This window comes from Streptomyces hundungensis, assembly GCF_003627815.1.
GTDB lineage: Bacteria > Actinomycetota > Actinomycetes > Streptomycetales > Streptomycetaceae > Streptomyces > Streptomyces hundungensis_A.
The window spans coordinates 3472269-3496725 of the sequence record NZ_CP032698.1; the positions used below are offsets into that span (position 1 = coordinate 3472269).

The 24457-nt window shown below is 73.2% G+C and carries 17 protein-coding genes; 8 read left to right on the top strand and 9 right to left on the bottom strand.

The annotated features are described in order from the left end of the window. Nucleotides 1-52 precede the first annotated feature (52 nt). Entirely contained in the window at nt 53-868 is an 816-nt protein-coding gene (locus tag DWB77_RS15385) for a hypothetical protein (RefSeq protein WP_120721823.1), read from the top strand. Between the two features lie 18 nt (nt 869-886). Here DWB77_RS15385 and DWB77_RS39285 read toward each other — a convergent pair whose 3' ends face one another. Continuing rightward, nucleotides 887-2770: a cell division protein PerM gene (locus tag DWB77_RS39285; RefSeq protein WP_281280002.1), complete on the bottom strand. Its 1884-nt coding sequence runs from the start codon at nt 2768-2770 to the stop codon at nt 887-889. 173 nt (nt 2771-2943) lie between these two features. Here DWB77_RS39285 and DWB77_RS15395 point away from each other — a divergent pair, with 173 nt between their 5' ends. Continuing rightward, complete coding sequence (locus DWB77_RS15395; protein WP_120721825.1) at nt 2944-4416, top strand: helix-turn-helix domain-containing protein; 1473 nt, start codon at nt 2944-2946, stop codon at nt 4414-4416. A 100-nt stretch (nt 4417-4516) separates the two neighbouring features. On the opposite strand, the gene sucD is transcribed toward DWB77_RS15395, so the two are convergent. From sucD to DWB77_RS15420, 5 genes are all read right to left on the bottom strand, one after another. Next, nucleotides 4517-5401, bottom strand: a complete 885-nt coding sequence (gene sucD, locus DWB77_RS15400; RefSeq protein WP_120721826.1) for a succinate--CoA ligase subunit alpha — start codon at nt 5399-5401, stop codon at nt 4517-4519. A 22-nt stretch (nt 5402-5423) separates the two neighbouring features. Further along, nucleotides 5424-6602 carry an ADP-forming succinate--CoA ligase subunit beta gene (gene sucC, locus DWB77_RS15405; RefSeq protein WP_120721827.1) on the bottom strand — a complete coding sequence of 393 codons (1179 nt, stop codon included), beginning with the start codon at nt 6600-6602 and terminating at the stop codon, nt 5424-5426. 230 nt (nt 6603-6832) lie between these two features. Beyond that, entirely contained in the window at nt 6833-7987 is a 1155-nt protein-coding gene (locus tag DWB77_RS15410) for a VWA domain-containing protein (RefSeq protein ID WP_120721828.1), read from the bottom strand. Beyond that, nucleotides 7987-10419, bottom strand: coding sequence for a DUF5682 family protein (locus tag DWB77_RS15415; RefSeq protein WP_246033537.1), 2433 nt, complete (start codon nt 10417-10419; stop codon nt 7987-7989). Before DWB77_RS15415 ends, DWB77_RS15410 begins: the two co-directional genes overlap by 1 nt. Further along, entirely contained in the window at nt 10416-11642 is a 1227-nt protein-coding gene (locus DWB77_RS15420; RefSeq protein WP_428985122.1) for an ATP-binding protein, read from the bottom strand. The genes DWB77_RS15415 and DWB77_RS15420 overlap by 4 nt, the downstream gene beginning before the upstream one ends. A gap of 49 nt (nt 11643-11691) precedes the next feature. On the opposite strand from DWB77_RS15420, the gene DWB77_RS15425 reads away from it, so the two are divergent. Continuing rightward, nucleotides 11692-13044 (top strand): SWIM zinc finger family protein, encoded by a 1353-nt coding sequence (locus DWB77_RS15425; RefSeq protein WP_120727822.1) that lies wholly within the window; start codon nt 11692-11694, stop codon nt 13042-13044. 114 nt (nt 13045-13158) lie between these two features. Then, nucleotides 13159-14760, top strand: coding sequence for a DUF5691 domain-containing protein (locus DWB77_RS15430; protein WP_120721829.1), 1602 nt, complete (start codon nt 13159-13161; stop codon nt 14758-14760). 259 nt (nt 14761-15019) lie between these two features. Here the strand turns inward: DWB77_RS15430 and DWB77_RS15435 are convergent, their stop codons facing one another. Next, complete coding sequence (locus DWB77_RS15435; protein ID WP_120727824.1) at nt 15020-15433, bottom strand: cobalamin B12-binding domain-containing protein; 414 nt, start codon at nt 15431-15433, stop codon at nt 15020-15022. Nucleotides 15434-15837: 404 nt separating this feature from the next. Between DWB77_RS15435 and DWB77_RS15440 the strand changes: the two genes are divergently transcribed. Beyond that, the gene (locus DWB77_RS15440; protein WP_246033538.1) at nt 15838-16659 is read left to right on the top strand and encodes an esterase/lipase family protein; all 822 of its coding nucleotides are present in this window, start codon (nt 15838-15840) and stop codon (nt 16657-16659) included. A 320-nt stretch (nt 16660-16979) separates the two neighbouring features. Continuing rightward, the gene (locus DWB77_RS15445; RefSeq protein WP_120721830.1) at nt 16980-18647 is read left to right on the top strand and encodes a M23 family metallopeptidase; all 1668 of its coding nucleotides are present in this window, start codon (nt 16980-16982) and stop codon (nt 18645-18647) included. Nucleotides 18648-18723: 76 nt separating this feature from the next. Here DWB77_RS15445 and pcrA read toward each other — a convergent pair whose 3' ends face one another. Beyond that, nucleotides 18724-21219 (bottom strand): DNA helicase PcrA, encoded by a 2496-nt coding sequence (gene pcrA / locus DWB77_RS15450; protein ID WP_120721831.1) that lies wholly within the window; start codon nt 21217-21219, stop codon nt 18724-18726. A gap of 201 nt (nt 21220-21420) precedes the next feature. Here pcrA and DWB77_RS15455 point away from each other — a divergent pair, with 201 nt between their 5' ends. Then, nucleotides 21421-22578, top strand: a complete 1158-nt coding sequence (locus DWB77_RS15455) for an NlpC/P60 family protein (RefSeq protein ID WP_120721832.1) — start codon at nt 21421-21423, stop codon at nt 22576-22578. Between the two features lie 15 nt (nt 22579-22593). Here DWB77_RS15455 and DWB77_RS15460 read toward each other — a convergent pair whose 3' ends face one another. Continuing rightward, the gene (locus DWB77_RS15460) at nt 22594-22947 is read right to left on the bottom strand and encodes a hypothetical protein (protein ID WP_120721833.1); all 354 of its coding nucleotides are present in this window, start codon (nt 22945-22947) and stop codon (nt 22594-22596) included. Between the two features lie 361 nt (nt 22948-23308). Between DWB77_RS15460 and DWB77_RS15465 the strand changes: the two genes are divergently transcribed. Further along, nucleotides 23309-24376 carry a C40 family peptidase gene (locus tag DWB77_RS15465; protein WP_120727827.1) on the top strand — a complete coding sequence of 356 codons (1068 nt, stop codon included), beginning with the start codon at nt 23309-23311 and terminating at the stop codon, nt 24374-24376. Nucleotides 24377-24457 lie beyond the last annotated feature (81 nt).

Sequence of the window (24457 nt, forward strand, 5' to 3'; positions counted from 1 at the left end):
ACCCCCTGGCCCGACCGGCCGGCGGGGGTTCCGAGGGGAAGACGTTCACCAGATGCAGGACCGACCCCACCAGCTGTTCGCAGCCCGCCAGTCCTCCACCCCTGGCTCCCCTCATTCGACGGACCCGGGGAACGCGGGGCCCGAGGGCACGGGAAGCGGCACCGGAGCGGGCTCCGCCGACGACAACCCCTTCGCCCCGCCGCCCGAGGGCCGCCCCGACCAGCCGTGGCAGCCGCGCCGTCCGGCGGCGGGCGAGGACGAGGGGCAGAGCGGCCAGGGCGGCCAGGGCGGCCCGAACCAGGGTTCACCCTGGGGCAGCCAGTGGAGCGACCGCCAGCCGGGCCGCGCCCCCGGCGTCTTCGGCCGACGCCCCGAGCGTCCCGAGGACCGCCCGGGCCAGAACCCGCCGCCGCCCGGCGGCGGTCTGCGCTGGGACCCCACCGACCCGGCCCAGCGCCGCGCCCGCTACGCCCTGCTCTCCGGCATGTGGGCCTTCTTCTTCGCCCTGTTCGACATGCCGGAGATCGCACTGCTCCTGGGTGCGCTCGGCCTGTACTGGGCGATCAGCTCGCTGCGCGCCAAGCCGAAGCCGCCCTCCGCGCCGTCCGCGACCTCCCCCGCGCCCGCGCCCGCGGCCCAGCAGGCGCCGCAGCCCTCGTCCGCGGGCAAGCCGCAGGTGACGGCGGCGGTGACCGGCCTGGTCACGGCGGTCCTCGCGCTCACGGTGGTGGCGTCGAGCTTCACGATGCAGCTCGTCTACCGCGACTACTACACCTGCGTGGACGACGCGCTCACCAAGACGGGCCAGCTGGCCTGCAACGACCTGATCCCGGAGAAGCTGGTCCCGCTGTTCGGCGTCAAGGAGTAGCCCGGGGCCGCGTGGGTGTCAGTCGGCGCCCGGCCGCGCCCCGGGGGCGGGGGCGTCCGGGCCAGGCCGCGCCGCGTGGGCATCCGGGCCAGGGCCGGTCCCGGGCTCGGTCGTCGGAGCCGCCGGGGGCTCTTCGTCAGGCTGGGCCGCCGGGTCGAAGGCGGGCTCATGGGTCGGCCTGGGCGGGGAGCCCTGCGGCTGACTCAGGTGGGCCTGAGGTCCTGGACCGGGTGCGACCTCCCACCCAGGGCCGGATGCGGCCTCCGGTGCGCCCGGGCCCGCCGGTGTTGCCGGGTCCGCCCGGACGGCCGGGTCCGCCGATTCGCCCGGGCCCGCCCCCGCCCCCGGCATCGACTCCGGCCGCCCCGGCACGGGCCCCGGCACCGGCGGTGCGAGTGGTGCGCTCCCGGTCGGGGGGATGTCCGCCATGAGCCCGCCCGAGGCCTCCTTGAGCGCCGCCCAGCGGGCCTCCCGCGCGCCTTCCTCGTGCCAGAGGCCGGTCTCGCCGAGCGGCAGGAAGTCGTACGCCCCGTCGTCGGCCGGACCTCGCTCGACCACCGGCGCCGCGACCCCGCGGTTCCGCCGTGCGGGCCGCCACGCCAACGCCGCCGCCAGCCGGGCCCGCACCGGGCGCCGGGGCGCCGCCCGCCGCATCCGCCAGGCCCGCAGGACCAGGGCCCCCGGCATCCCGACCGCCGCCGCCCACCCCAGCGCCGCGCCCCCCGTACGCCACCACACCGGGCCGAGCGCGGCGAGGCTCCCGGTGCCGAGCGGGCCGCCGGCGACCGCCGCGAGGACCGCGAGGGCGCAGCCGCACAGGGCCGCCCCGAGCAGCGCGGCCCGCGCCGTCGCGCGCCGCCCCCACCCTTCGCTCACGGCCGCCCGCGCGGTGAAGCGGGCCAGGACGAGGCCGGCCAGCAGGGGCACCCCGCCGGCCGCCCAGGTCCACCAGGATCCGTGGCCCGCGGGCGGCACCGCGGCGAGCAGCGGGAAGTGCGGCAGGGTGGCGGTGCCCGCCGCGCCGAGGGGGCCGGCCGTCGCCCCCGTACCGACGGCGAAGCCGGGGCCCAGGCCGTACGAGGCGCCCCACACGGCGGCGTTCGGCACCAGGGCGACGGCGAGCAGCAGCACCGCGAACCGTCCCGACCAGTCCTCCGCGAGCCGCAGGAAGGCGTCCTCTGCGACCCCGATGTGCCAGGCCAGCCCGGCCCCCGCGAGCAGCGCGCCGCCGCCGAGCAACACCGCGGTGGCGGCCCCCGCGGCCCGTACCGCCGCGTGTGCGGGAGCGCCCAGGAGGGCGGCCCGCACCCGGGCCGGGACCACGTCCGGCAGCGGTCCGACCGGGCGGCCGTGCGCGGTCCAGACCCCGGCGGCGGTCGCCAGGGCCACGGTGAGCGGCACGTGCAGCGCCGCGCCGAGCAGATCGGCGGGCAGCGGCCCGGCATCCGCGTACAGCACGACCGCCGCCGCCACCGCCAGGTATCCGCAGGTCACCGCCCCGAACACGGCCGGGCCCGAGGGGAGCGGCCCGGCGTCGACCTCGTCGTACGCCTCGTCGTCGGGCATCAGCGCGTCGCGGGCCGCGCGGTGGGCGAGCCAGGCGGGCAGCGCCACCAGCAGGAGCGGGACCAGTCCGACCGGGGCGGGTGCGCCGGTCAGCGTCTCCGGCCTGACCAGCGGGGTTCCATGGGCGAGCAGCCACAGGGAGGCGGCCGTGCGCAGGGCGCCGCCGGGCCCGCTGTCGGGGTACGGGGAGCTGATCCACAGCACGATCACCACCACGGCCAGGACGCCGAGCCCGAGCCCCGCCGCGATCGCGCCGCGCAGCAAACAGGTGGCGAGCACGGAGGAGCGCGCCCTGGCGGTCGGCAACAACAGGCTGCGCTCGGTCACTTGGGTCACCCGGCCATGCTGCCAACGACACGCGCTTTCTACCGGTAACACGTGAATGACCGAAGTGTCGCTCAATATACGGTTATGTACTTTTTACCCGAGGCGGCGTATTCCGCCGCGCCACCCCGGGTGCGCAGTGCAACAGCCGTTACGGCCTTCGCGGGGAGCCCTGGGAGCCCTTCATGACACAGAGCACGGCCGACACCAAGGCCACCGACGCCATGTCCCCCCTGCCCACTCCCAAGGAGCGGCGCCGGCTGCGGGAGGCGAAGGATCTGAGCGAGGCGCAGGTCGCGGCGACGGTCGGCGTCACCCGCGCGACCGTGCGCTCGTGGGAGACGGGCCGCACCACACCGCGCGGACGCAAGGGCCAGATCTACGCCCGCTTCCTCGCCTCCATCGCGTCGGAACTGGCCGCCGCCGCCAACCCGGACGGCACTGCGCCCCCGTCCTCCCGCCCCGCTGGAAGCACGGCGACACCTCCGGCCACCCCAGGCACCCCGACCACCCCGGCCACCCCCCGTGACCCGTCCACACCCGGCCCCTCCCCCACCCCGTCAACCGCCGACGGGACTGCCAAGGGCGACAGCGGGTCGGAGCACGTGGGGGCCGGCGCGGAGGCATCCTGCGCGGTAGCCGCGGACCCGGCGCCGGGCGGCGACGCCACGACCCCGCCCGACACCCCGCAGGGCGACGAGCTCGCACCCACCGAACCGCACGCCCCCCGGACCGACACCCCACGGGGCGACGAGGCCGCGGCCACCGAACCGCACGCGCCCCCGCCCCGCACCCCACGAGCCGGCGAAGCCGAGGACGCCGAACCGGACGCGCTCACCCCCGCCCAGGCCTTCGACGCGCTGTATCTGGCCGCCGCGCCCGCCCTCGCCCAGCAGACCTATCTGCTGACCGGGCGGACCCGGCTCGCGCGGGAGTCCGTGGAGCGCGCGTTCCACCTGGCCTGGGAGCACTGGCCGCAGGTCGCCACCGACCGGGATCCGGTGGGGTGGGTGCGGGCCGCGGCGCACGAGTACGCGCTCTCCCCCTGGCACCGCTTCCGGCGCACCCACAAGCACCCCGACCAGCCGCCCGTGGAGCCCGAACGCCGGGCGCTGCTGGACACATTGCTCGATCTGCCGCCCGCCTACCGGCGCACCGCGCTGCTCTACGACGGGCTCGGGCTCGACCTGCCGGACGCGGCCGCCGAGATGGAGGCCAGCACCCCGGCCGCCGCGAGCCGGGTGCTGAACGCGCGGGCCGCGCTGGTGGACCGGGTTCCCGCGGCGCGGCGCGCCAAGACCCCCGAGGCCCTCTCGTCGGTCCTGCGCGAGCGCATCACCGACCTCGCGCTCGCCGGGCCCCCCGCCCTGACCCGGCTGCCGTCCGCACGGGTCGTACGCACCGGCGGCGAGCGGCGGCGCAGATTCTGGACGCGGTCCGCGATCGCCTTCACCACGCTGATCGTGAGCGCGACGAGCTTCACCGTGGTGACCGTGCCGCACCACCACGTCCGGCCGGTGCCGCTCGGCGTACGCGTCGGAGGCGTCCCCGTCAACAGCGGGCCGCAGCGGCTGACCAGCGAGGACCTCGAACTGCGCGACAAACTGCGCACGGAGCCGGCCCGTGGGCCGCACCGGCTGGTCCTCGACATCCGCTGACCGGCCGCGCCGCGCCCGGACACGCACGAGGGCCCGCACCCCTGCGAGGGGTGCGGGCCCTTGACGCGTACGCGGAGAGCTCAGCTCGGCGAGGCGGTGCTCAGCTGCCTAGGATGGCGCGCGCGAGCTTGGCGGTCTCGGTCGGCGTCTTGCCGACCTTGACTCCGGCGGCCTCCAGGGCCTCCTTCTTCGCCTGGGCGGTGCCGGAGGAACCGGAGACGATGGCGCCGGCGTGGCCCATGGTCTTGCCCTCGGGCGCGGTGAAGCCCGCGACGTAGCCGACGACCGGCTTGGTGACGTTGGCCTTGATGTAGTCGGCCGCACGCTCCTCGGCGTCGCCGCCGATCTCGCCGATCATCACGATCAGGTCGGTCTCGGGGTCGGCCTCGAACGCGGCGAGCGCGTCGATGTGCGTGGTGCCGATGACCGGGTCGCCACCGATGCCGACGGCGGACGAGAAGCCGATGTCGCGCAGCTCGTACATCATCTGGTACGTCAGCGTGCCGGACTTCGACACCAAGCCGATACGGCCCGGCTTGGTGATGTCGCCCGGGATGATGCCGGCGTTGGACTGGCCCGGCGTGATCAGACCGGGGCAGTTCGGGCCGATGATGCGGGTCTTGTTGCCCTTGGAGTTCGCGTACGCCCAGAAGGCGGCGGAGTCGTGCACCGCGATGCCCTCGGTGATGACGACGGCGAGACCGATCTCGGCGTCGATCGCCTCGACGACGGCGGCCTTGGCGTGGGCCGGCGGCACGAAGAGGACGGAGACGTCGGCGCCCGTCTTCTCCATCGCTTCCTTGACGGAACCGAAGACCGGGACGTCGGTGCCGTCGAAGTCGACGGAGGTGCCGGCCTTGCGCGGGTTCACGCCGCCGACGATGTTGGTGCCGTCGGCCAGCATGAGCTTGGTGTGCTTCATGCCCGTGGCGCCGGTCATGCCCTGGACGATGACCTTGCTGTCCTTGGTGAGGAAGATAGCCATGGTGGTGTCTTAACCTCTTCCCTTACTTCGCAGCCGCGAGCTCGGCGGCCTTGTCGGCCGCGCCGTCCATGGTGTCCACGCGCTGCACCAGCGGGTGGTTGGCGTCGCTGAGGATCTTGCGACCCAGCTCCGCGTTGTTGCCGTCGAGACGGACGACGAGCGGCTTGGTGACCTCTTCGCCCTTGTCGGCGAGGAGGGCCAGCGCCTGGATGATGCCGTTGGCGACCTCGTCGCAGGCGGTGATGCCGCCGAAGACGTTGACGAACACGGACTTGACGTCCTCGTCGCCGAGGATGATCTCCAGGCCGTTCGCCATCACCTGGGCGGACGCGCCGCCGCCGATGTCGAGGAAGTTGGCCGGCTTCACGCCGCCGTGGTTCTCACCGGCGTACGCGACGACGTCGAGGGTGCTCATGACGAGACCCGCGCCGTTGCCGATGATGCCGACCTCGCCGTCGAGCTTCACGTAGTTGAGGTTCTTGGCCTTGGCGGCCGCCTCGAGGGGGTTGGCCGCGGCCTTGTCCTCGAGAGCCTCGTGCTCGGGCTGCCGGAACTCGGCGTTCTCGTCGAGCGACACCTTGCCGTCGAGGGCGAGGATGCGGCCGTCCTTGGTCTTCACCAGCGGGTTGACCTCGACGAGGAGCGCGTCCTCGGCGACGAAGGTCTTCCACAGGGTCACCATGGCCTCGGCGACGCCCTCGGCCACGTCGGCCGGGAACTTCGCGAGGGCCACGATCTCGCGGGCCTTCTCGATGTCGACGCCCTCAACGGCGTTGACCGGGACCTTCGCGAGGGCCTCGGGGGTCTTCTCCGCGACCTCCTCGATGTCCATGCCGCCCTGCACCGACGCCATGGCGAGGAAGGTGCGGTTGGTGCGGTCGAGGAGGTACGAGACGTAGTACTCGGCCTCGATCTCGGGGGACAGCTCGGCGATCATCACCTTGTGGACCGTGTGGCCCTTGATGTCCATGCCGAGGATGTCGGTGGCGCGGGCGACGGCCTCGTCCGCGTTGGCGGCCAGCTTCACGCCGCCGGCCTTGCCGCGGCCACCGACCTTCACCTGCGCCTTGACGACCGACTTGCCGCCGAGACGCTCAGTGGCCTCGCGCGCCGCCTCAGGCGTGTCGATCACTTCACCGGCCAGCACCGGTACACCGTGCTTGGCGAAGAGGTCCCTCGCCTGGTACTCGAACAGGTCCACGCGCGTCCGTCCCTTTTCAGTGGTATCGCGGTTGCGTTGTCTGCTGGGCGTGCCGCGAAGGGCAACGTGACGGCGCTGTCACTGAGGGAGGCGTACACGGTCCGAGTACGCGGCATGTCCGTCTCGCAGGTTATCTCCGCGGGACCTGGCTCCCTAAATCGCAGATCACACCTGGGCGGTGATACCTGTCACAGATCACCTGGTCGGCGCGGGTCGGGGTATGACCTCCCTCACGCCTGGGGTATCGGCAGGGGCCTGCGCTCGATCGCCGCGGCCATCACCTCGGGGAACAGGTCGGGGGTGCAGGCGAAGGCCGGGGCGCCCAGCGCGGCCAGGGCCGCGGCGTGCTCGCGGTCGTAGGCGGGGGCGCCCTCGTCGGAGAGCGCGAGCAGGGCCACGAACTGCACCCCGGACGCCTTCATCGCGGCGACCCGTTTCAGCATCTCGTCCCGTATCCCGCCCTCGTAGAGATCACTGATCAGAACGACCACGGTGTCCGCGGGGCGGGTGATCTGCGACTGGCAGTACGCCAGCGCCCGGTTGATGTCGGTGCCGCCGCCGAGCTGGGTGCCGAACAGGACGTCGACGGGGTCGTCGAGCTGGTCGGTGAGGTCGACGACGGCGGTGTCGAAGACCACCAGGCGGGTCGCGATCGAGCGCATCGAGGCGAGCACCGCGCCGAACACGGAGGCGTAGACGACGGACGCCGCCATCGAGCCGGACTGGTCGATGCAGAGCACGACGTCCTTCTTCACGCCTCGCGCCGCCCGCCCGTGGCCGATCAGCCGCTCGGGCACGACGGTGCCGTGCTCGGGCAGATAGTTCTTGAGGTTGGCCCTGATGGTGCGGTCCCAGTCGATGTCGCGGTGGCGGGGCCGGCTGATGCGGGTGCTGCGGTCCAGGGCGCCGGTGAGGGTGGCCCGGGTGCGCGTGGCGAGGCGCTTCTCCAAGTCCGCGACGACCTTGCGGACCACGGCGCGGGCGGTCTCCCGGGTGGTCTCGGGCATCGCCTTGTTGAGGGAGAGCAGGGTGCCCACGAGATGGACGTCGGCCTCGACCGCCTCCAGCATCTCCGGCTCCAGGAGCAGCGTGGCGAGGCCGAGGCGTTCGATGGCGTCGCGCTGCATGATCTGCACCACGGAGCTCGGGAAGTACCCGCGGATGTCCCCCAGCCAGCGGGCGACGGAGGGCGCGGACGCGCCGAGCCCCGCGCCGCGGTCCTTGGCCGTGCCCTTGCCGCGGACATAGAGCGCGGCGAGCGCGCCGTCCATGGCGGCGTCCTGCCCGGTGAGCGCCCGGCCTGTGCCCTCGGCGCCGGGCTCCCCGCCGAGCACCAGCCGCCAGCGCCGCAGCCGCTCGTCAGTACTTGGTCGCGTGCTGGTCATCAACTCCCCACCTCCACAAGGCTGTTGGTGTCATCGAGGTCGTCGGGTCCGGCAGGAACGTCGCGGCGGGCGGGGTCGTTGCGTCGGGCAAGCGCGTCGGGTCCGTTCGGGTCGTCGGGTCTGTCGAGTTCGTCGAGTTCGTCGAGTTCGTCGGGGCCGTGCAGTCCGCCGGGGCCGGCGCGGCCGAGCAGCAGGGCCACCAGGGGCAGTACGGCGTCGGCGCGGGCCGCGTCGAGGCCGGCGCCGAATCCGGGGGCGGCGGCGTCACCGGGCCCGGGGCGTCCGGCGGGCCCGCGGCGCACCAGCTCCCCCAGGGTGCGCCGCACACCCGCCTCGTAAGCGGCGAACGTCCTGCGCAGCAGCGGCAGTACGTCGGTGAACGCCTCCGGGGTCACGCTCGTCAGCCAGCCGTCGACCAGGCCGCGCAGCCGCTCGTCGTGGACCAGGAGCATGCCGCCGCCCGACGCCCCGCCGACGAACCCCTCGATCCAGGCGGCCGCGTCGGCGGGGGCCGTGCCAGGGGAGAGCGCGAGACCCATGTGGCGGGCCGCGTCCTCGCTCTCGATACGGCCGTCGTCCAGCAGCAGCCGCACCGCACGGCCGCGCAGGACGCCGGGGACGGTGTCGCGGGCGGCGAGCCGGGAGAGCACCGACGACCAGCGCTCGCGGAGCCCGCCCGCGCCGGCGCCGGCCGGGTCCACCAGCAGGGCCGTCGCGGTGTGGACGGCGTCGAGGTGGGTGCGCATCTCGGCGGCGCCGTCCGCGTCGAGCCCGGCGCAGGCGGGCGGCAGGCCGACGCAGATCCGCTCGGCGAGGCCCGCCGCGACCTCGGCGAGGCCCGCGGTGGTGGTGCCCCGGACGTCTCCGTAGCGCAGGGTGCGGGCGAGCGCGGGCAGCGCCTGGGCGAGGTGGGCGACGTCCGTGTCGAGTGCGGCCCGGTCGGCGAGCGCGCGCATCACCACCGGCAGCGCGTCGGGCAGTTCGGCGAGGAGGCACCGCTCGGCGAGCGAGGTGATCTCGACGAGCGCCGTCGTCTCGGCCGCCACCGACTCCGCCTTCGCGGTGGCCGCGCCCAGGACGGTGGTGCCCCACACTCCCGCTTCGGCGACCCGCACCGACAGCTCGGGCTCCCAGCGCAGCCGCCAGCTCTCCCGGAAGGTGCCGGTGGAACGCGCCCGGACCGGCTCGCCCCAGTCGATGCCGAGCAGCCGCAACCGGTGCAGGAGTCTGCTGCGGCCCGCGTCGGTCTCCTTGCGCAGGTCGAGCTCCAGCTCCCGCTCCGGCGCCTCCGGTTTGAGCCGCAGGCCGCGCTGGGCCCGGGCGAGGTCGCGCTGGAGCGGGACGGCCGGCGCCGCATCAGGCACTTCGCCGAGCACATCGCCGACGATCAGCCGTTCCTGGATCAGGCCGAGCGGCACGTCGGAGCCCTCGCACAGCACGGCCCGTACGGCGTCGGTGGTCTCGGCGAGGCCGGGCAGCGGGCGCCCCCGCAGGGCGGCGAGCGTCGTGGCGAGCCGGACGGCCTCGATGACATGGGCCGGGGAGATCGCGTAGTCCTCCTCGCGCAGCAGCCCCGCCACCTTGGTCATCCACCGCTCGACCGGCCGGTCCCGGGCGCTGAACAGATGCCCGTACCAGCCCGGCGAGTCGATGCCCGCGCCGTAGCCGCTGCGACGGGCGAGCCTGCGGTGCGTCCAGGGCACCCAGGTCAGCTCGGCCTTGACCTTGGGCAGCCCCTTGAGCAGGGCGCGGTCGGCCGCGACGGTGAACTTCGCGGCCAGCGCGGGCACATGCCAGGCCCCGCAGACGACGGCCACCTCGTCCCCGAACTCCCTTGTGGCGGCGCGTAGTTGTTGCCGCATATGGGCCTCGCGGACCAGGTCGCGCGGGTGGCCCCCGTCGCCGTACGTCTCGCGCAGTACGGCCATGGCCTCGCCGAGCGCGGCGAACGGCGCCGCCGGGTCCGCCGCCGCGTCCCGGTGCTCGACGACGTCCTCCCACCAGCGCTCCGGGTCGTCGTACCCGGCGGTCTCGGCGAGCGCTCTGACGGGGTCGATGCGCGGGCCGCCGTCCTCCGGCTCCGCCTCCTCGCCCGCGGCGAGCGAGTGGGCGGCGGGCAGGTCGATGAAGCGGACCCGCGCGCCGTGCGCCAGGGCCCAGCGGATCGCCACCCACTCCGGGGAGAACTCGGCCATGGGCCAGAACGCGGCCCGGCCCGGGTCGTCGACGACATGGGCGAGCAGCGCGACGGGCAGCCGCATCGCCTCGTCGGCGGCGAGGTCGAGCAGGGCGTCGCCCTCGGGCGGCCCCTCGATGAGGACCGCGCGCGGCCGGGCGGCCTCCAGCGCGGCCAGCACCGCCCGGGCCGAGCCCGGCCCGTGATGACGCACCCCCAGCAGCAGGGGCCCTCGCGCGCAGGCACGCGCCGTCACGCGGACACCTCGCGGCAGGCGCGGTAGAAGTCCTTCCAGCCGTCCCGCTCACGGACCACGGTCTCCAGGTACTCCTGCCAGATGACCCGGTCGGCCGCCGGGTCGCGCACCACCGCGCCGAGGATGCCGGCGGCGACGTCACCCGCCCTGAGCACGCCGTCACCGAAGTGTGCGGCGAGCGCGAGGCCGCCGGTCACCACGGAGATCGCCTCGGCCGTGGAGAGCGTCCCGGATGGGGATTTGAGCTTGGTGCGCCCATCGGCGGTCACCCCGTCGCGCAGTTCGCGGAAGACGGTGACGACCCGGTGGATCTCCGTCATCCCGTCGGGCACGGCCGGCAGGTCGAGGGAGCGGCCGAGCTGGTCGACGCGGCGCGAGACGATGTCGACCTCGGCCTCCGCCGTCGCGGGCAGCGGCAGGACGACGGTGTTGAAGCGGCGCCGCAGCGCGCTGGACAGCTCGTTCACCCCACGGTCGCGGTCATTGGCCGTGGCGATGAGGTTGAAGCCCCGCACGGCCTGTGTCTCGGACCCCAACTCCGGGATGGGCAGCGTCTTTTCGGACAGGATCGTGATCAGGGTGTCCTGTACGTCGGCGGGGATGCGGGTGAGCTCCTCGACCCGGGCGGTCATGCCGTCGGCCATGGCCCGCATGATCGGGCTGGGCACGAGGGCGGCTCGGCTCGGGCCGTGCGCCAGCAGTTGGGCGTAGTTCCAGCCGTAGCGGACGGCCTCCTCGGGCGTGCCCGCGGTGCCCTGCACGAGCAGCGTGGAATCGCCGCTGACGGCCGCCGCGAGATGCTCCGACACCCATGTCTTCGCGGTGCCGGGGACGCCGAGCAGGAGCAGCGCGCGGTCGGTGGCCAAGGTGGTGACGGCGACCTCGACGATGCGCCGGGGTCCGACGTACTTCGGCGTGATCACGGTGCCGTCGGGCAGGGTGCCGCCGAGCAGATAGGTGGCGACCGCCCACGGCGAGAGCCGCCAACGGGCCGGGCGCGGACGGTCGTCGGCCGCGGCGAGCGCGGCCAGCTCGCCGGCGAAGGCCTGCTCGGCATGGGGCCGCAGGGCCTCTTCCACCGCGGCTTCGGCATGCGATCCGGTGGTCTCGGACTCGATTTCGGACACGGTCACGGCTCCCCCTCCAGGTCGTTCGACACGTTCGACCGGCTTGTGGTCTCCACCGTGCACCACGCCACTGACAATCACCCTCGCGCATGACATCACCGCAGGTCAGAGGCGATTGTCAGTGGTCGCCCGTACCTTCGGGGACATGACTCAGCAGGGGGTGCGCTGGACGGCGGAACAGGTGCTCGCACTGGCGCCTGACGATGCGTCACGCAAGGCGGGAAGCAGGCTCGGCACGGCCGGGCCGTGGTCGGAGAGCGGGTGCGACGGATCGGGGGCGGTGTGGAGCCTGTGCAAGGGCAGCGGCAGCCGGCCGTACCGAACGGTGCTCGACACCAGCGGCCCCGCGTACCAGTGCAGTTGCCCGAGCCGGAAGTTCCCGTGCAAGCACGCGGTGGGCCTGATGCTGCTCTGGTCCGCCGACGAACAGTCGGTGCCGGACGGGACGGCGCCCGACTGGGCGGAGCAGTGGCTGGCGGGCAGAAGGGCCCGCGCCCACCAGAAGCCATTGGGCCCAACGGGCGCCACCGCTAAGCCCGTTGACGCCGAAGCGGCCCGGCGCAGGGCCGAGAAACGCGCCGAGCGGATCACCGCCGGGACCACGGAGCTGGAGCAACGCCTCGCGGACCTGCTGCGCGGCGGCCTGGCGGCGGCCGAGCGCCCCGGCTACGGCCTGTGGGAGGAGACGGCGGCCCGCATGGTGGACGCGCAGGCCCCCGGACTGGCCGCGCGCGTAAGGGAGTTGGGAGCGATACCCGGCTCCGGCCCCGGCTGGCCGGCCCGGCTCCTGGAGGAGTGCGCACTGATGCACCTCCTCGACCGGGCCTGGCTCGGCCGGGACACCCTGCCGGAACCACTGACCGCGACGGTCCGCTCGCGCGTCGGGGTGCCCGCCGCCGCCCAGGGCCCGCCGGTCCGCGACCACTGGCAGGTCCTCGCCCAGTACGACACGGCCGACGCGAAGCTCACCACGCGCCGCGTCTGGCTGTACGGAAGGGACTCGGGCCGCTCGGCGCTGATCCTGGACTACGGCGCGGCGGGCCGCGCGCCGGAGCTGGCGCTCCCGGTCGGCCTGACGATCGACGCCGAGGTGACGCCCTACCCGGGTGGCGGCCAGTCACGAGCCGCCCTGGGCGAGCGGTACGGCACCCCGACGGCGACCGAGGGCCCCCCGCCGGGCGGCACGGTGACCGAGGCCGCCGAACGGTACGGCAGGGCGCTCCTGGACGACCCCTGGCTCGCGTCGTGCCCGGCGACGTTGGACGCGGTGATCCCGATCCCGCCGAAGGACGGCGACGACACCTGGCAACTGGCGGACCCCGCAGCGGAGTTGGCCCTACCCATAGCAACGACCACCACATCCCGCGCCGCCCTGTGGAAGCTGGCCGCCGTGTCCGGAGGCGCCCCGGTGACGGTCTTCGGCGAATGCGGCCACCGGGGTTTCACCCCCCTGACGGTGTGGCCCGCCGGGGGGAGGGAGGGGGTGGCGTTGACGTGAGGGGCCGGGCAGGACCCACCCCGGGGGATCGACGCGGATCGGGACGTACCGCTGCGGCGACCCGCGAATCAGGCGACAACACGGAGCAGAGCAGTACGACAGCAAGGGGGTTCGATGACGAGGGCGACCATCGAGGACGTGGGCGGCGGCCCGCACTCCTGGGAGGAGTTGGTGACCGCCGCGTTGCTCGGTACCGATCGGCGGCCCGCGGTCGGACCGCCCGGGGAGTTGCTCGATGCCGCAGCGACGCAGACCCTGCGCCGCAGGGCCGGGCTGGTTCCGGCGGTGGCGGCAGAACGTCCGTCCGCCGCTCCCCCGGACGAGCGCCCGGAGCTGCCGGACGCGGCTCGGCGGCGTTTGGCGTTGCTGCTCGCCGACCGGTCGGCACCCGCTCATGCCGGGGGCCGCCGAGGGAGCGCGCCCGATCTGGGCGAGCTGCTCCCGCAGTGGCTGGCCCTCGCCAATGAGCGGGGTCTGCGCGCGCCGGCCGCCCTGTTGCCCACGCTGCTCGACGCGGCGCGGGCCCGCACCGACGTGCGCCCCCAGGCCCTGGCCTTCGCGGGCCCGCGCGGAGTGTGGCTCGCCGGGCTCAACCCGGAGTGGCGCTTCGCGCTGCGCGGGGGCTCGGGGAGCGCCCTGCTGCCCGATCCGAAGGACACAGCCTCCGTACAACTCCTGTGGGACGAGGGTCTTTTCGCGGAACGGGTGGCGCTGCTCGGGGCGGTACGGGCGGACGACCCGGATGCGGCGCGTGCCCTGCTCGCCACCAGCTGGGCGACCGAACGCGCCGAGGACCGCCTCCTGTTCCTGGACTCGCTGCGCGCCGGGCTCTCGACCGCCGACGAGCCGTTCCTGGAACAGGCCCTGGCCGACCGGAGCCGCAACGTACGGGCGACGGCGGCCGAGTTGCTCTCCGCGCTGCCTGCTTCGGCGCTCGCGGGACGGATGGCCGCGCGCGCGGCATCCTGTGTGTCCCTGGACCGGACGGGCGACGAGGCGGTGATCTCGGTGGAGGCGCCGCACGAATGCGATGCGGCGATGCAACGGGACGGGGTGGTGCCGCGTCCGCCGACCGGCCGGGGTGAACGGTCTTGGTGGCTGGGCCAGTTGGTGGAGTCGGCGCCGCTCGGTACGTGGCCGCGACGGCTGGGCGGACGGACGGTCGCCGCCATCGTGGCGCTGCCCGTGGCCGACGACTGGGGCGACGAGCTGCACGCGGCGTGGTGTCGGGCGGCGGTGCGCCAGCGCGACCCGGAGTGGGCGCGGGCGCTGCTCGGCGCCCCTGCGGCTCCGCCCGGCGAGGGGGCGGGTACGGCGTCCCTCGCGGAGCGGGCCAAGCTCCTGTCCGTACTGGCCGAGCCCGAACGGGCCGACTGGGTGGCCCGGTTCATCTCCGCGCACGGCCTGTCGGAGGCGTTCCAACTGCTCGGGGTGTGTGTGGTGCCGTGGGCGGAGGCGCTGGGGCGGGCGGTGGTGGACGCGCTGGAGATCGCGCGGGACGCGGGCAGCTACCCGTGGAGCTTCAGCGGGGTCATGGGGCTGGCCGAGCGCTGCCTCGATCCTGCGGAGGCGGGGCGGCTGGAGGGGCTGACGGCTACGCCGCCGGAGGGGGAGGGGGCGTCGCCGGGGGCGGGGGGTTACTGGGCGGAGGCGTTCCAGAGACTGGTGGCCACGCTGAGGCTCCGCGAAACGATGCACACAGAACTAACCCCCTAGCCCCGACCCGCCCTCCCCGGGGGCGCATCCCACCCCAACGGATCGCGCAGTTCCCCGCGCCCCTGAAAACCCGTTCTCATCTGCGGACCGTGCGTGGCTGGTCGCGCAGTTCCCCGCGCCCCTTAAGTGCTCGGTGCTGGCCAGCACCTCAGCCTGTCATGGGGGTCCCCCCTGGCCCTTAAGGCCTTGGGGGAGATTGAGGACGAGCGCCCTCAAGGCGCGAACGGGGTCTGGGGCGGAGCCCCAGGGGCCGAACCCCTCACGCCCCCGCCGTCTGCCGGACATTCGCATTGACCCACGTAACAATCGACGCCGTAGTCGCCCCCGGCGTAAAGATCTCCGCCACCCCGAGCTCCTTCAGCGGCGGAATGTCCGCCTCGGGGATGATCCCCCCGCCGAAGACCTTGATGTCCTCCGCGTCCCGCTCCCGCAACAGCTCCAGCACCTTCGCGAACAGCGTGTTGTGCGCACCGGAGAGGATCGAGAGGCCGATCGCGTCGGCGTCCTCCTGGATCGCGGTGTCGACGATCTGCTCGGGCGTCTGGTGCAGCCCGGTGTAGATGACCTCCATGCCGGCGTCGCGCAGCGCCCGCGCGATGACCTTTGCGCCGCGATCGTGACCGTCGAGCCCCGGCTTGGCCACCACCACGCGGATCGGACCAGTTACACCCATCACTGCCTCCACATGTCCCACCTGCGCACCCCGCGCCAAAGAGCCGGGGAAGTGAACGAACGTTATCGACAGCATCCCGCAACCCGCCGTTTCACGGTGGAGAGGGAGGGGGAAATCACACGTGGGACACGTTCGTTTCGCACCGTACCCGCATCAGTCGGCCCCCGGCCCCGGTCGGAGAGCCCTGCGCCACCGTGTGGGCATGGACGCGAGGGGAGCCGCCACGAAGGTGCCGTACTGCCGTGCTGCGAGCCGTCCAGCAGGGTGGTCCGGCCCCTTGTCTTTCAGCGCCGGCTCGGGTCGCCCCGGGCCGGCCGAGGCCGGAGCCCGGCCGTGGCGGAACCCCATGAGGGCACGACGGGGGACGGAGCGGCCTCCCGTGTGCCATTCGGGAGGTCGCCGCCGTGCAGCTCTTCACGCTTCTGCCGCCGTGCCTGCGCCGCGCGTGGCTGTCGGCGGCCCTGGTCCGGGCCACCGCGCTCGACCTGGCCGTGCTGGCCGGGCACCTTCTGCTCTACCCCTCCGGCCTGACCCCCGAGCGGCGCCCCGCCTCCGATGCCGCCGCCCCGCAGCTCCCCACCGCCGGCCGGGCACATCCGCCGGTGGTGCTGCTGCACGGGTTCATCGACAACCGGTCCGTCTTCGTGCTGCTGCGCCGTTCGCTGGCCCGGCACGGCTGGCGCCATCTCGAATCGCTGAACTACTCGCCGCTGACCGTCGACGTCCGGGTCGCCGCCGAACTGCTGGGGCGCCATGTCGAGGAGGTCTGCGCCCGCACCGGCCATCACGAGGTGGACATCGTGGGGCACAGCCTGGGCGGTCTGATAGCCCGCTACTACGTGCAGCGGCTGGGCGGTGACGTCCGGGTCCGCACCCTGGTGACGCTGGCCACCCCCCATACGGGGACGCGCTCGGCGCGGCTCGCGCACGCTCACCCGATCGTGCGCCAGATGTGTCCGGGCTCGGATCTCGTGGAGGAGTTGCGTGGCCCGGCGCCCGGTATCCGCACCCGGTTCGTGAGCTTCTGGAGCGATCTGGACACGGTGATGATTCCCGTGGAGACCGCTCGGATCGACCACCCCGATCTGGTCGCGCGGAACGTCCGGGTCACCGGAATCGGCCATCTCGCCATGCCGGTCCATCCGGCGGTCGCGGCCGGGGTGCGTCAGGCGCTGACCGCCGGGGAGGCGGAGGCCACCGAACAGGACGCGTTCTCGGTGGCCTGAGCGGAACACGCCCGGGCTCCCGAGCCGGGCGACATCACGACAAACCGGGGCGATGTCCGGCCCGATGTCGATGCCCGGGGTCGGCTCCCGCACCGTATCCGCACGCGGCGGACGTCGAACGGGCCCCGAACGCAAGGCCAAAGCTCTGTCCGCACTCCGCCGAAAGACGGCCGATTGCCCGTTTCCCGGAACCGTAAACTCCGCCGAAGATTGTCGGCCCCGCGTACCGCCGGGTACAGTCACGCCACTGCTGCCCCCGGGACCCCGCCCCCATGGGGACCCCGGCCGCAGGTTCTGTTGCCGAGGCGAGAGAGAAGTTGGTGACTGACCAGCACGCCCACGCCGGGTACGTCGGACACGACGGTTACCTCAACGGCAGCAGTGGCCATGACGGCACCGGCCCCCACACCCAGAGCACCGGCAGTTTCGCCGTGGATCCGCTCTTCGGCGCGATGCAGGGTGCGCACGCCGACCAGAACGCCCACCCGGCCGGCGGGACCGGCCAGTTCGACACCGGCACGTTCGCCGCCCCGTACGAGGGCACCGGCCAGTGGACGGTTCCGGCCCAGGCGACGGCGTACGAACCGAACGGCGCCACCGGCACGTTGGACGGCGGCGCGCCCCGCACCGGCACCTTCGACACCGGTCGGCTCGACGAGAACCCGTTCAGCACCGGGCAGTTCGACACCCACACGTTCAGCGCCGGTCAGTTCGCCACGCACGCCTTCCCCTCCCAGGCTTCCGACACCGGCACGTTCGCGACGCACGCCTTCGCGGCCCACGGTGGCGACACCGGCGTCTTCCCCACGGCTCCCTTCGCGACGCCGAGCACCCACGACACGGGCAGCTTCGACACGGGCAGCTTCGACACCACCGGTCAGTGGGACGCCTCCGCCTGGCATCAGGCGCAGGACACCGGCCGGTACGACACCACCGCGTTCGCCTCCGCGCCCGACTCCACGGGCCAATGGTCCCTGCTCGGTACGCACTCCGAGACCGGCACCTATGACGCGACCGCGTGGAACTCGGCGGCGCCCGAGACGACGGCGACCGCGACCGCCGCCCTCCCGCTGCTCGACCTCCACCCGTCCGAGCCCGAGCCCCAACTCCCGTACGAGACGGCCGAGTTCGCTCAGGTGGAGCTTTCGGAGGAGACGGGCCCGACGTCCGGCCCCGCTACCGACGACGCCCCCGTGGACCTGCCCGGCGCGGCCGTTCCCGGTGCGCGCGCCGAGGCTCGGCGCGGGGCGAGTCGGCGGCGGCGTACGCCCGCCAAGCGTTCGGCGCTGTTGACCGTCGCGGTGCCGTCGGTGTGTGTGATGGGCGTCGCGGGGGTCGCGGTCGCGTCGGTGAGCGGACTGTCCGGCGGCAAGGACGAGGGCAGCACCGTGGCGGCCGCGTCCGACCCCGCGTCGGTCAAGCCTGTCGCCGCCAACAAGAACCTCGACACCCAGCTCGCCAATCTCAGCGCCGACGCGAGCAGCTTCGCCGACCGGGCCAGCCGGACGCAGGAACGCATCGACCTCAAGGCCCGTCAGGACGCGGACAGGAAGAAGAAGGCCGACGCGGCCGCCGCCAAGGAGGCCGCGCGCCCCAAGTTCCTTCTGCCGGTGACGCAGAAGGGGCTCAGCGCGTACTACGGCCAGGCCGGCGTCAACTGGATGTCGGTGCACACCGGCATCGACTTCCCGGTCTCGTACGGCACCCCCGTGATGTCGGCGATCGACGGCACGGTCCGCACGCAGTGGAACAGCGCCTACGGAAACATGGCCATAGTGACCGGCGCCGACGGCACCGAGACCTGGTACTGCCATCTGTCCAGCACCAAGATCCGCTCGGGTCCGGTGAAGGCCGGCGACGTCATCGCGTACTCCGGGAACTCCGGCAACTCCACCGGTCCGCACCTCCACTTCGAGGTGCGCCCGGGCGGCGGCTCGTCGATCGACCCGTTGCCGTGGCTGCGCAGCCACGGCCTGGATCCGACGTAAGCCGAAGGCCGACGACCCCGAAGCCCGTGGCCGCTGTGCGGTCACGGGCCCGGGCCCGTCCGGCCCGGCGGCTCGCTCAGAGCTTCTCCACCGGCGCGTACCGCAGCAGCAGCTTCTTCGGGCGCTCATCGCCGAAGTCGATGGTGGCCTGGGCCTCCGAGCCCGATCCGGTCACCGACATCACGGTGCCCAGGCCGAACTGGTCGTGGGTGACGCGGTCGCCGACCACGAGGGAGACGACCGGCTTCTCGTTGCCGCGCCGCGTCGCGAAGCCCGAGGCGCCCGCCTTGGAGCGCGACGACGACAGCGAATTGCCGATCCCGCCGCCGAGCGACTTGCCGGAGACCGGGCCCGCCGGGGCGGCCATCGGTCCCGTCCGCTTCCACTCCAGGTGCTTGACCGGGATCTCCTCCAGGAAGCGCGAGGCCGGGTTGTACGAGGGCTGGCCCCAGGCGCTGCGCATCGAGGAGCGGGTCAGATAGAGCCGCTCGCGGGCGCGGGTGATGCCGACATAGGCGAGCCGGCGCTCCTCCTCCAGCTCCTTGGGCTGGCCGAGCGCGCGCATGTGCGGGAAGACGCCGTCCTCCATGCCGGTGAGGAACACCACGGGGAATTCGAGGCCCTTGGCGGTGTGGAGCGTCATCAGGGTGATGACTCCCGAGCCGTCCTCCTCCTCGTCGGGGATCTGGTCGGAGTCGGCGACCAGGGCGACCTTCTCCAGGAACTCGGCGAGCGTGCCCGCCCCCTCCACGCCGTCGGCCTCGCTGCGCTCCTGCTCGAACTCCAGGGCCACGGCCGCGAGTTCCTGGAGGTTCTCGATGCGCGTCTCGTCCTGCGGGTCGGTGGAGGCCTGCAACTCGGCCAGATATCCGGTCCGTTCGAGGACGGCTTCGAGGACGACGGCGGGTCCGGCGCCGGAGTCGACGATCGTACGGAGCTCCTCCATCAGCGCGTTGAAGCGCTTGACGGCGTTGGCCGAGCGGGCCGCCATGCCGTACGCCTCGTCGACGCGGCGCAGGGCCTGCGGGAAGGTGATCTTCTCGCGCAGCGACAGGGCGTCGATCATGGCTTCGGCGCGCTCGCCGATGCCGCGCTTGGGGACGTTGAGGATGCGGCGCAGCGGGACGGTGTCCTCGCCGTTCGACAGCACGCGCAGATAGGCCAGGACGTCCCTGACCTCCTTGCGCTCGTAGAAGCGGACGCCGCCGACGACCTTGTAGGGCAGGCCGACCCGGATGAAGATCTCTTCGAAGACGCGGGACTGGGCGTTGGTGCGGTAGAAGACGGCGACGTCGCCCGCCTTGGCGTCGCCCCGGTCGGTGAGCCGGTCGATCTCGTCGGCGATGAACTGCGCCTCGTCGTGCTCGGTGTCGGCGACGTAGCCGGTGATCTGCGCGCCCGGCCCGGCGTCCGTCCACAGGTTCTTGGGGCGGCGGCTCGCGTTGCGCTCGATCACCGCGTTCGCGGCGGACAGGATCGTCTGGGTGGAGCGGTAGTTCTGCTCCAGGAGGATCGTCGTCGCGTTCGGATAGTCCTCCTCGAACTGGAGGATGTTGCGGATCGTCGCACCGCGGAAAGCGTAGATCGACTGGTCGGCGTCGCCCACCACGCACAGCTCGGCGGGGGCCTGCGCCTCGCCTGAGGGGCCCACGAGCTCCCGGACCAGCGTGTACTGGGCGTGGTTGGTGTCCTGGTACTCGTCCACCAGGACGTGCCGGAAGCGCAGCCGGTAGTGCTCGGCCACGTCCGGGAAGGCCTGGAGCAGGTGGACCGTGGTCATGATGATGTCGTCGAAGTCCAGCGCGTTGGCCTCGCGCAGCCTCGCCTGGTACATCGTGTAGGCCTGGGCGAGCGTCTTCTCGAAGCCTCCCCCAGAGCCGAAAGCCTGGGAGGTGCCCCCAGCCGCCTGTCCGGCGAAGGTCTCCTCGTCGATCAGCTCGTTCTTCAGGTTGGAGACCTTGGCGCTGAAGGCCTTCGGCGGGAACTTCTTCGGGTCCAGTTCCAGATCGCGGCAGACCAGCGCCATCAGGCGCTTGGAGTCGGCCGCGTCGTAGATCGAGAACGACGAGGTGAAGCCGAGCTTCTTCGATTCGCGGCGCAGGATCCGCACACAGGCGCTGTGGAAGGTCATGACCCACATCGCGTTGGCGCGCGGGCCCACCAGCTGCTCCACGCGCTCCTTCATCTCGCCCGCGGCCTTGTTGGTGAAGGTGATCGCGAGGATCTGGCCGGGGTGCACGCCACGGGTCGCCAGCAGGTGGGCGATGCGGTGGGTGAGCACCCGGGTCTTGCCGGAGCCGGCGCCGGCCACGATGAGCAGCGGCGAACCCGCGTGCACGACGGCGGCGCGCTGCTGTTCGTTCAGCCCCTCCAGGAGGGCGGCCGCGTCGATCGCCGGGCGCGGGGCGCCGCCGCGGTAGTGCGCGTCGCGGTCCACGGGCGCGTCGAAGCGGCCCCCGAACAGGTCGTCCGGCACCGCTTCGGGTGCGTGCGGCTCCTCGGGGGGCGGCGGGTGCTCCTCCTCTGAGGGCTGGAGGTCCGCCAGGAAGCTGTCGTCAAAGAGGCTGCTCATCGTCTCCCGAGTCTAGGCCGCCCCTCTGACACTCCGCCCCCGCCTTCGGAGAGATCGGCGGCGACTACCCACCGTGAAGGTCACGGGAATGTATCGGGCCTGTCGGACATCAACCTTCCCAGGGGGCACGGGAGTTGGCTAGCGTGCCGCAGCAGCCGGGGAACGCCCCCGTCCGGAACGATCCGGAAGGAGGTGTCGGCCTTGCCCTCACACCGCAAGCCGCGCACCCGAATGACCTCGTCCGGCCCTGCCGTGGGCGTGACGACGGCGGCGCTCGCGTCGGTGGGTCTGTTCGCGCAGGGCGCGGACGCCGCGCCCGTCGTGCCGGGGCAGCGGCCGAGCATCGAAGAGGTGCAGAAGAAGGTCGACGACCTCTACCGGCAGGCGGATCTGGCGACGCAGAAGTACGACGAGGCCAAGGAGGCCACGGCGACGCAGCGGGCCACGGTGGACGGGCTGCTCGACCAGGTGGCGGCCGGCACCGCGAAGCTGAACGAGACCCGGCGGATCATCGGCGGCTATGCCGCGGCCCAGTACCGCGACGGCGGGGTCTCCCCCACGATGACGCTGCTGTTCTCCCACGACCCGCAGGCCTTCTTCGACCAGCGCCGGCTCATGGGCCGCCTCTCCGACGAGCAGCAGCGGACCCTCACCACGTTCGAGGCGGAGCGCGCGGCCGGCGCGAAGAAGCGCGCCGAGGCGAGCCGCGGCCTGGCCGCGCTGACCACGTCGCAGCAGACGCTGCGCGCGGGCAAGCAGGAGGTGCAGGCAAAGCTGACGGCGGCGCGCACGCTGTTGTCCACGCTGACCGCGCAGGAGAAGGCGCGGCTCGCGGCGCTGGAGCAGAAGAAGCAGGACGACGCGAAGCGCAGGGCGGCCGAGCTGGCCGCGCGCCAGGAGGCCGCCGCACGGCAGGCGGCCGCCGCACACCCGAAGCCCGCCCCGCCGGCCGGCCACGCACCCTCGGCGCCGTCCACGCCGCCGGCCCCGTCCACGCCGCCGGCCCCGACGTCCAAGGCGGCGGAGGCGCTCGCCTTCGCGCGGGCCCAGCTGGGCAAGCCGTATGTGTGGGGCGCGACCGGCCCGGCCTCGTACGACTGCTCGGGCCTGACGCAGGCCGCGTGGAAGGCCGCCGGAGTGGACCTCCCCCGCACCACCTGGGACCAGGTGAAGACGGGATCCCGGGTCGCGACCGCCGATCTCGAACCCGGTGACCTGGTCTTCTTCTATGACGACATCAGCCATGTCGGCATGTACATCGGCAACGGCATGATGATCCACGCGCCGCACTCCGGGGCGTACGTCCGCGAGGAGTCGATCTACTACATGCCGATCTACGGGTCGGTCAGACCCGGCTAGAACCGCGGCGCCGGCTCAGTGCCACAGCAGCGCGATGAAGATGTTCACGACGGTGAGGCCGCCGACCGCCCCGAACACGCCCTTGTGGATCTTCTCGTCGTCGCGCTTCACATAGACCAGGCCGAGGATCACGATCAGGACCGCGAGCTTCACGCCGATCTTGAGGGTGTTGACGCTCATGTCGTCGGCCTGGTTGAGGCCGACCAGCGCGACGCCGGTGACGAGCATGGTCAGGGCGCCGTGCAGCATCGCGGGGACGAAGCGGGCGGTGCCCGCGCTCATCGCCTTCATCTGCGTCAGGAATCCGCCGAGCAGCGAAGCGATGCCGATGATGTGCAGGCCGACGAAGACATTGATGAGTACGTCCATGGGCGGGAGCCTAATTCCCGCTTAGCAGGCGCCGTGCGGCGGGTGGGGCCCAACCGGCACTTCGGTCACAGCAGGCGCGGACCGCGGGGGCCATCGTCCGGGGTTCGGTCGAAGTCGGTCACCAGGACGCCGGAAAGCGGCACTTTTCGTCATTACGTCGCCCAGCCGTGTCGCCCAGGTTTAGCGTCCTCCTCCAGGTGACCGACTCCCCACCGCCGCCGCTCCACCGGACGGCTGTCGGTCGCCCCGCCGAAAGGTCCGGCGGCGGGCCGCTCCCCCGTGCGGTCCGTCGCCGGAACGGCTCCTCCACCAGGAGCCGCAGCGCGGAAGCACTGCCGTACGGAAGGACGTGAAGGCCCTCGTGGCTGCGCACCGAAAGCCCAAGCAGCATCCGCTGGGCGGCCCCGCCGCCCGCACCGCCGCGACGCTCGCGCTGGCGTCCGCGGCCACTGCCACCCTCTTCGAGGGTTCCGGGCACGCCGAGCCGAAACTCACCCCGGCCCAGGTCAAGGCCAAGGTCGACCAGCTCTACCACGACGCGGAGGTGGCGACGGAGGCGTACGACGGGACCAAGGAGAAGGCGGACGCGACCGAGCGCTCGCTGGGCGAGCTGCGCGACGAGGCCGCCCGCAGGACCGAGCGGCTCAACTCCGCGCGCAATGCGCTGGGTTCGCTGGCGGCCGCCCAGTACCGCAGTGGTGGCGTCGCCCCCGAACTCCAGTTGATCCTGTCGTCCGACCCCAAGCGGTATCTGGACGACGCCGCGTTCGCCGAGCGCGCCGGGGACCGGACGGCGACCACGGTCGCGGGGGTACGCAAACAGCTCGCCGAGCTCGACCGGCTGCACGCCCGGGCCGAGGGGAAGCTCGCCCAGCTGCGCGGCCAGCAGTCCACGCTGCGCCGGCAGAAGAGCGACATCCAGTCGAAGATCACTGCGGCCGAGGCCCTGCTGGCCCAACTGACCGCGGCCGACCGGGTGTCCTACGAGAAGGCGGAGACGGCCGGGGCGGCCCCCGCCGACAGCCCACGGGTTACGCGCTCCGCCGAGGCCCCGCGCACACCGCCCGTGGCCGTCCCCGGATCCCGCGCCGCGGCGGCCGTCGCCTTCGCCTACAGCGCACTGGGCAAGCCCTACGTCTGGGGCGCGACGGGCCCCTCGTCCTTCGACTGCTCCGGCCTGACCCAGGCCGCCTGGCGCTCGGCCGGGGTGCAGTTGCCGCGCACCACGTACACCCAGATCAACGTGGGAAGCCGTGTCGCGCGTTCCCAACTCGCCCCCGGCGACCTGGTGTTCTTCTACTCCGGGATCAGCCATGTCGGGCTCTACATCGGCGGTGGCCAGATGATCCACGCGCCGCACCCGGGAGCGCCGGTGCGGATCGCGCCGATCGACCAGATGCCGTTCGCGGGCGCCGCCCGGCCCGCCTGAGCCCCACCCGAGCCGCGCCCGAGCCCCGCCCGGCTCGCGGCACCGCGGGCCGCGGCGACCCGCCGCCCGCGGTTCACCGAG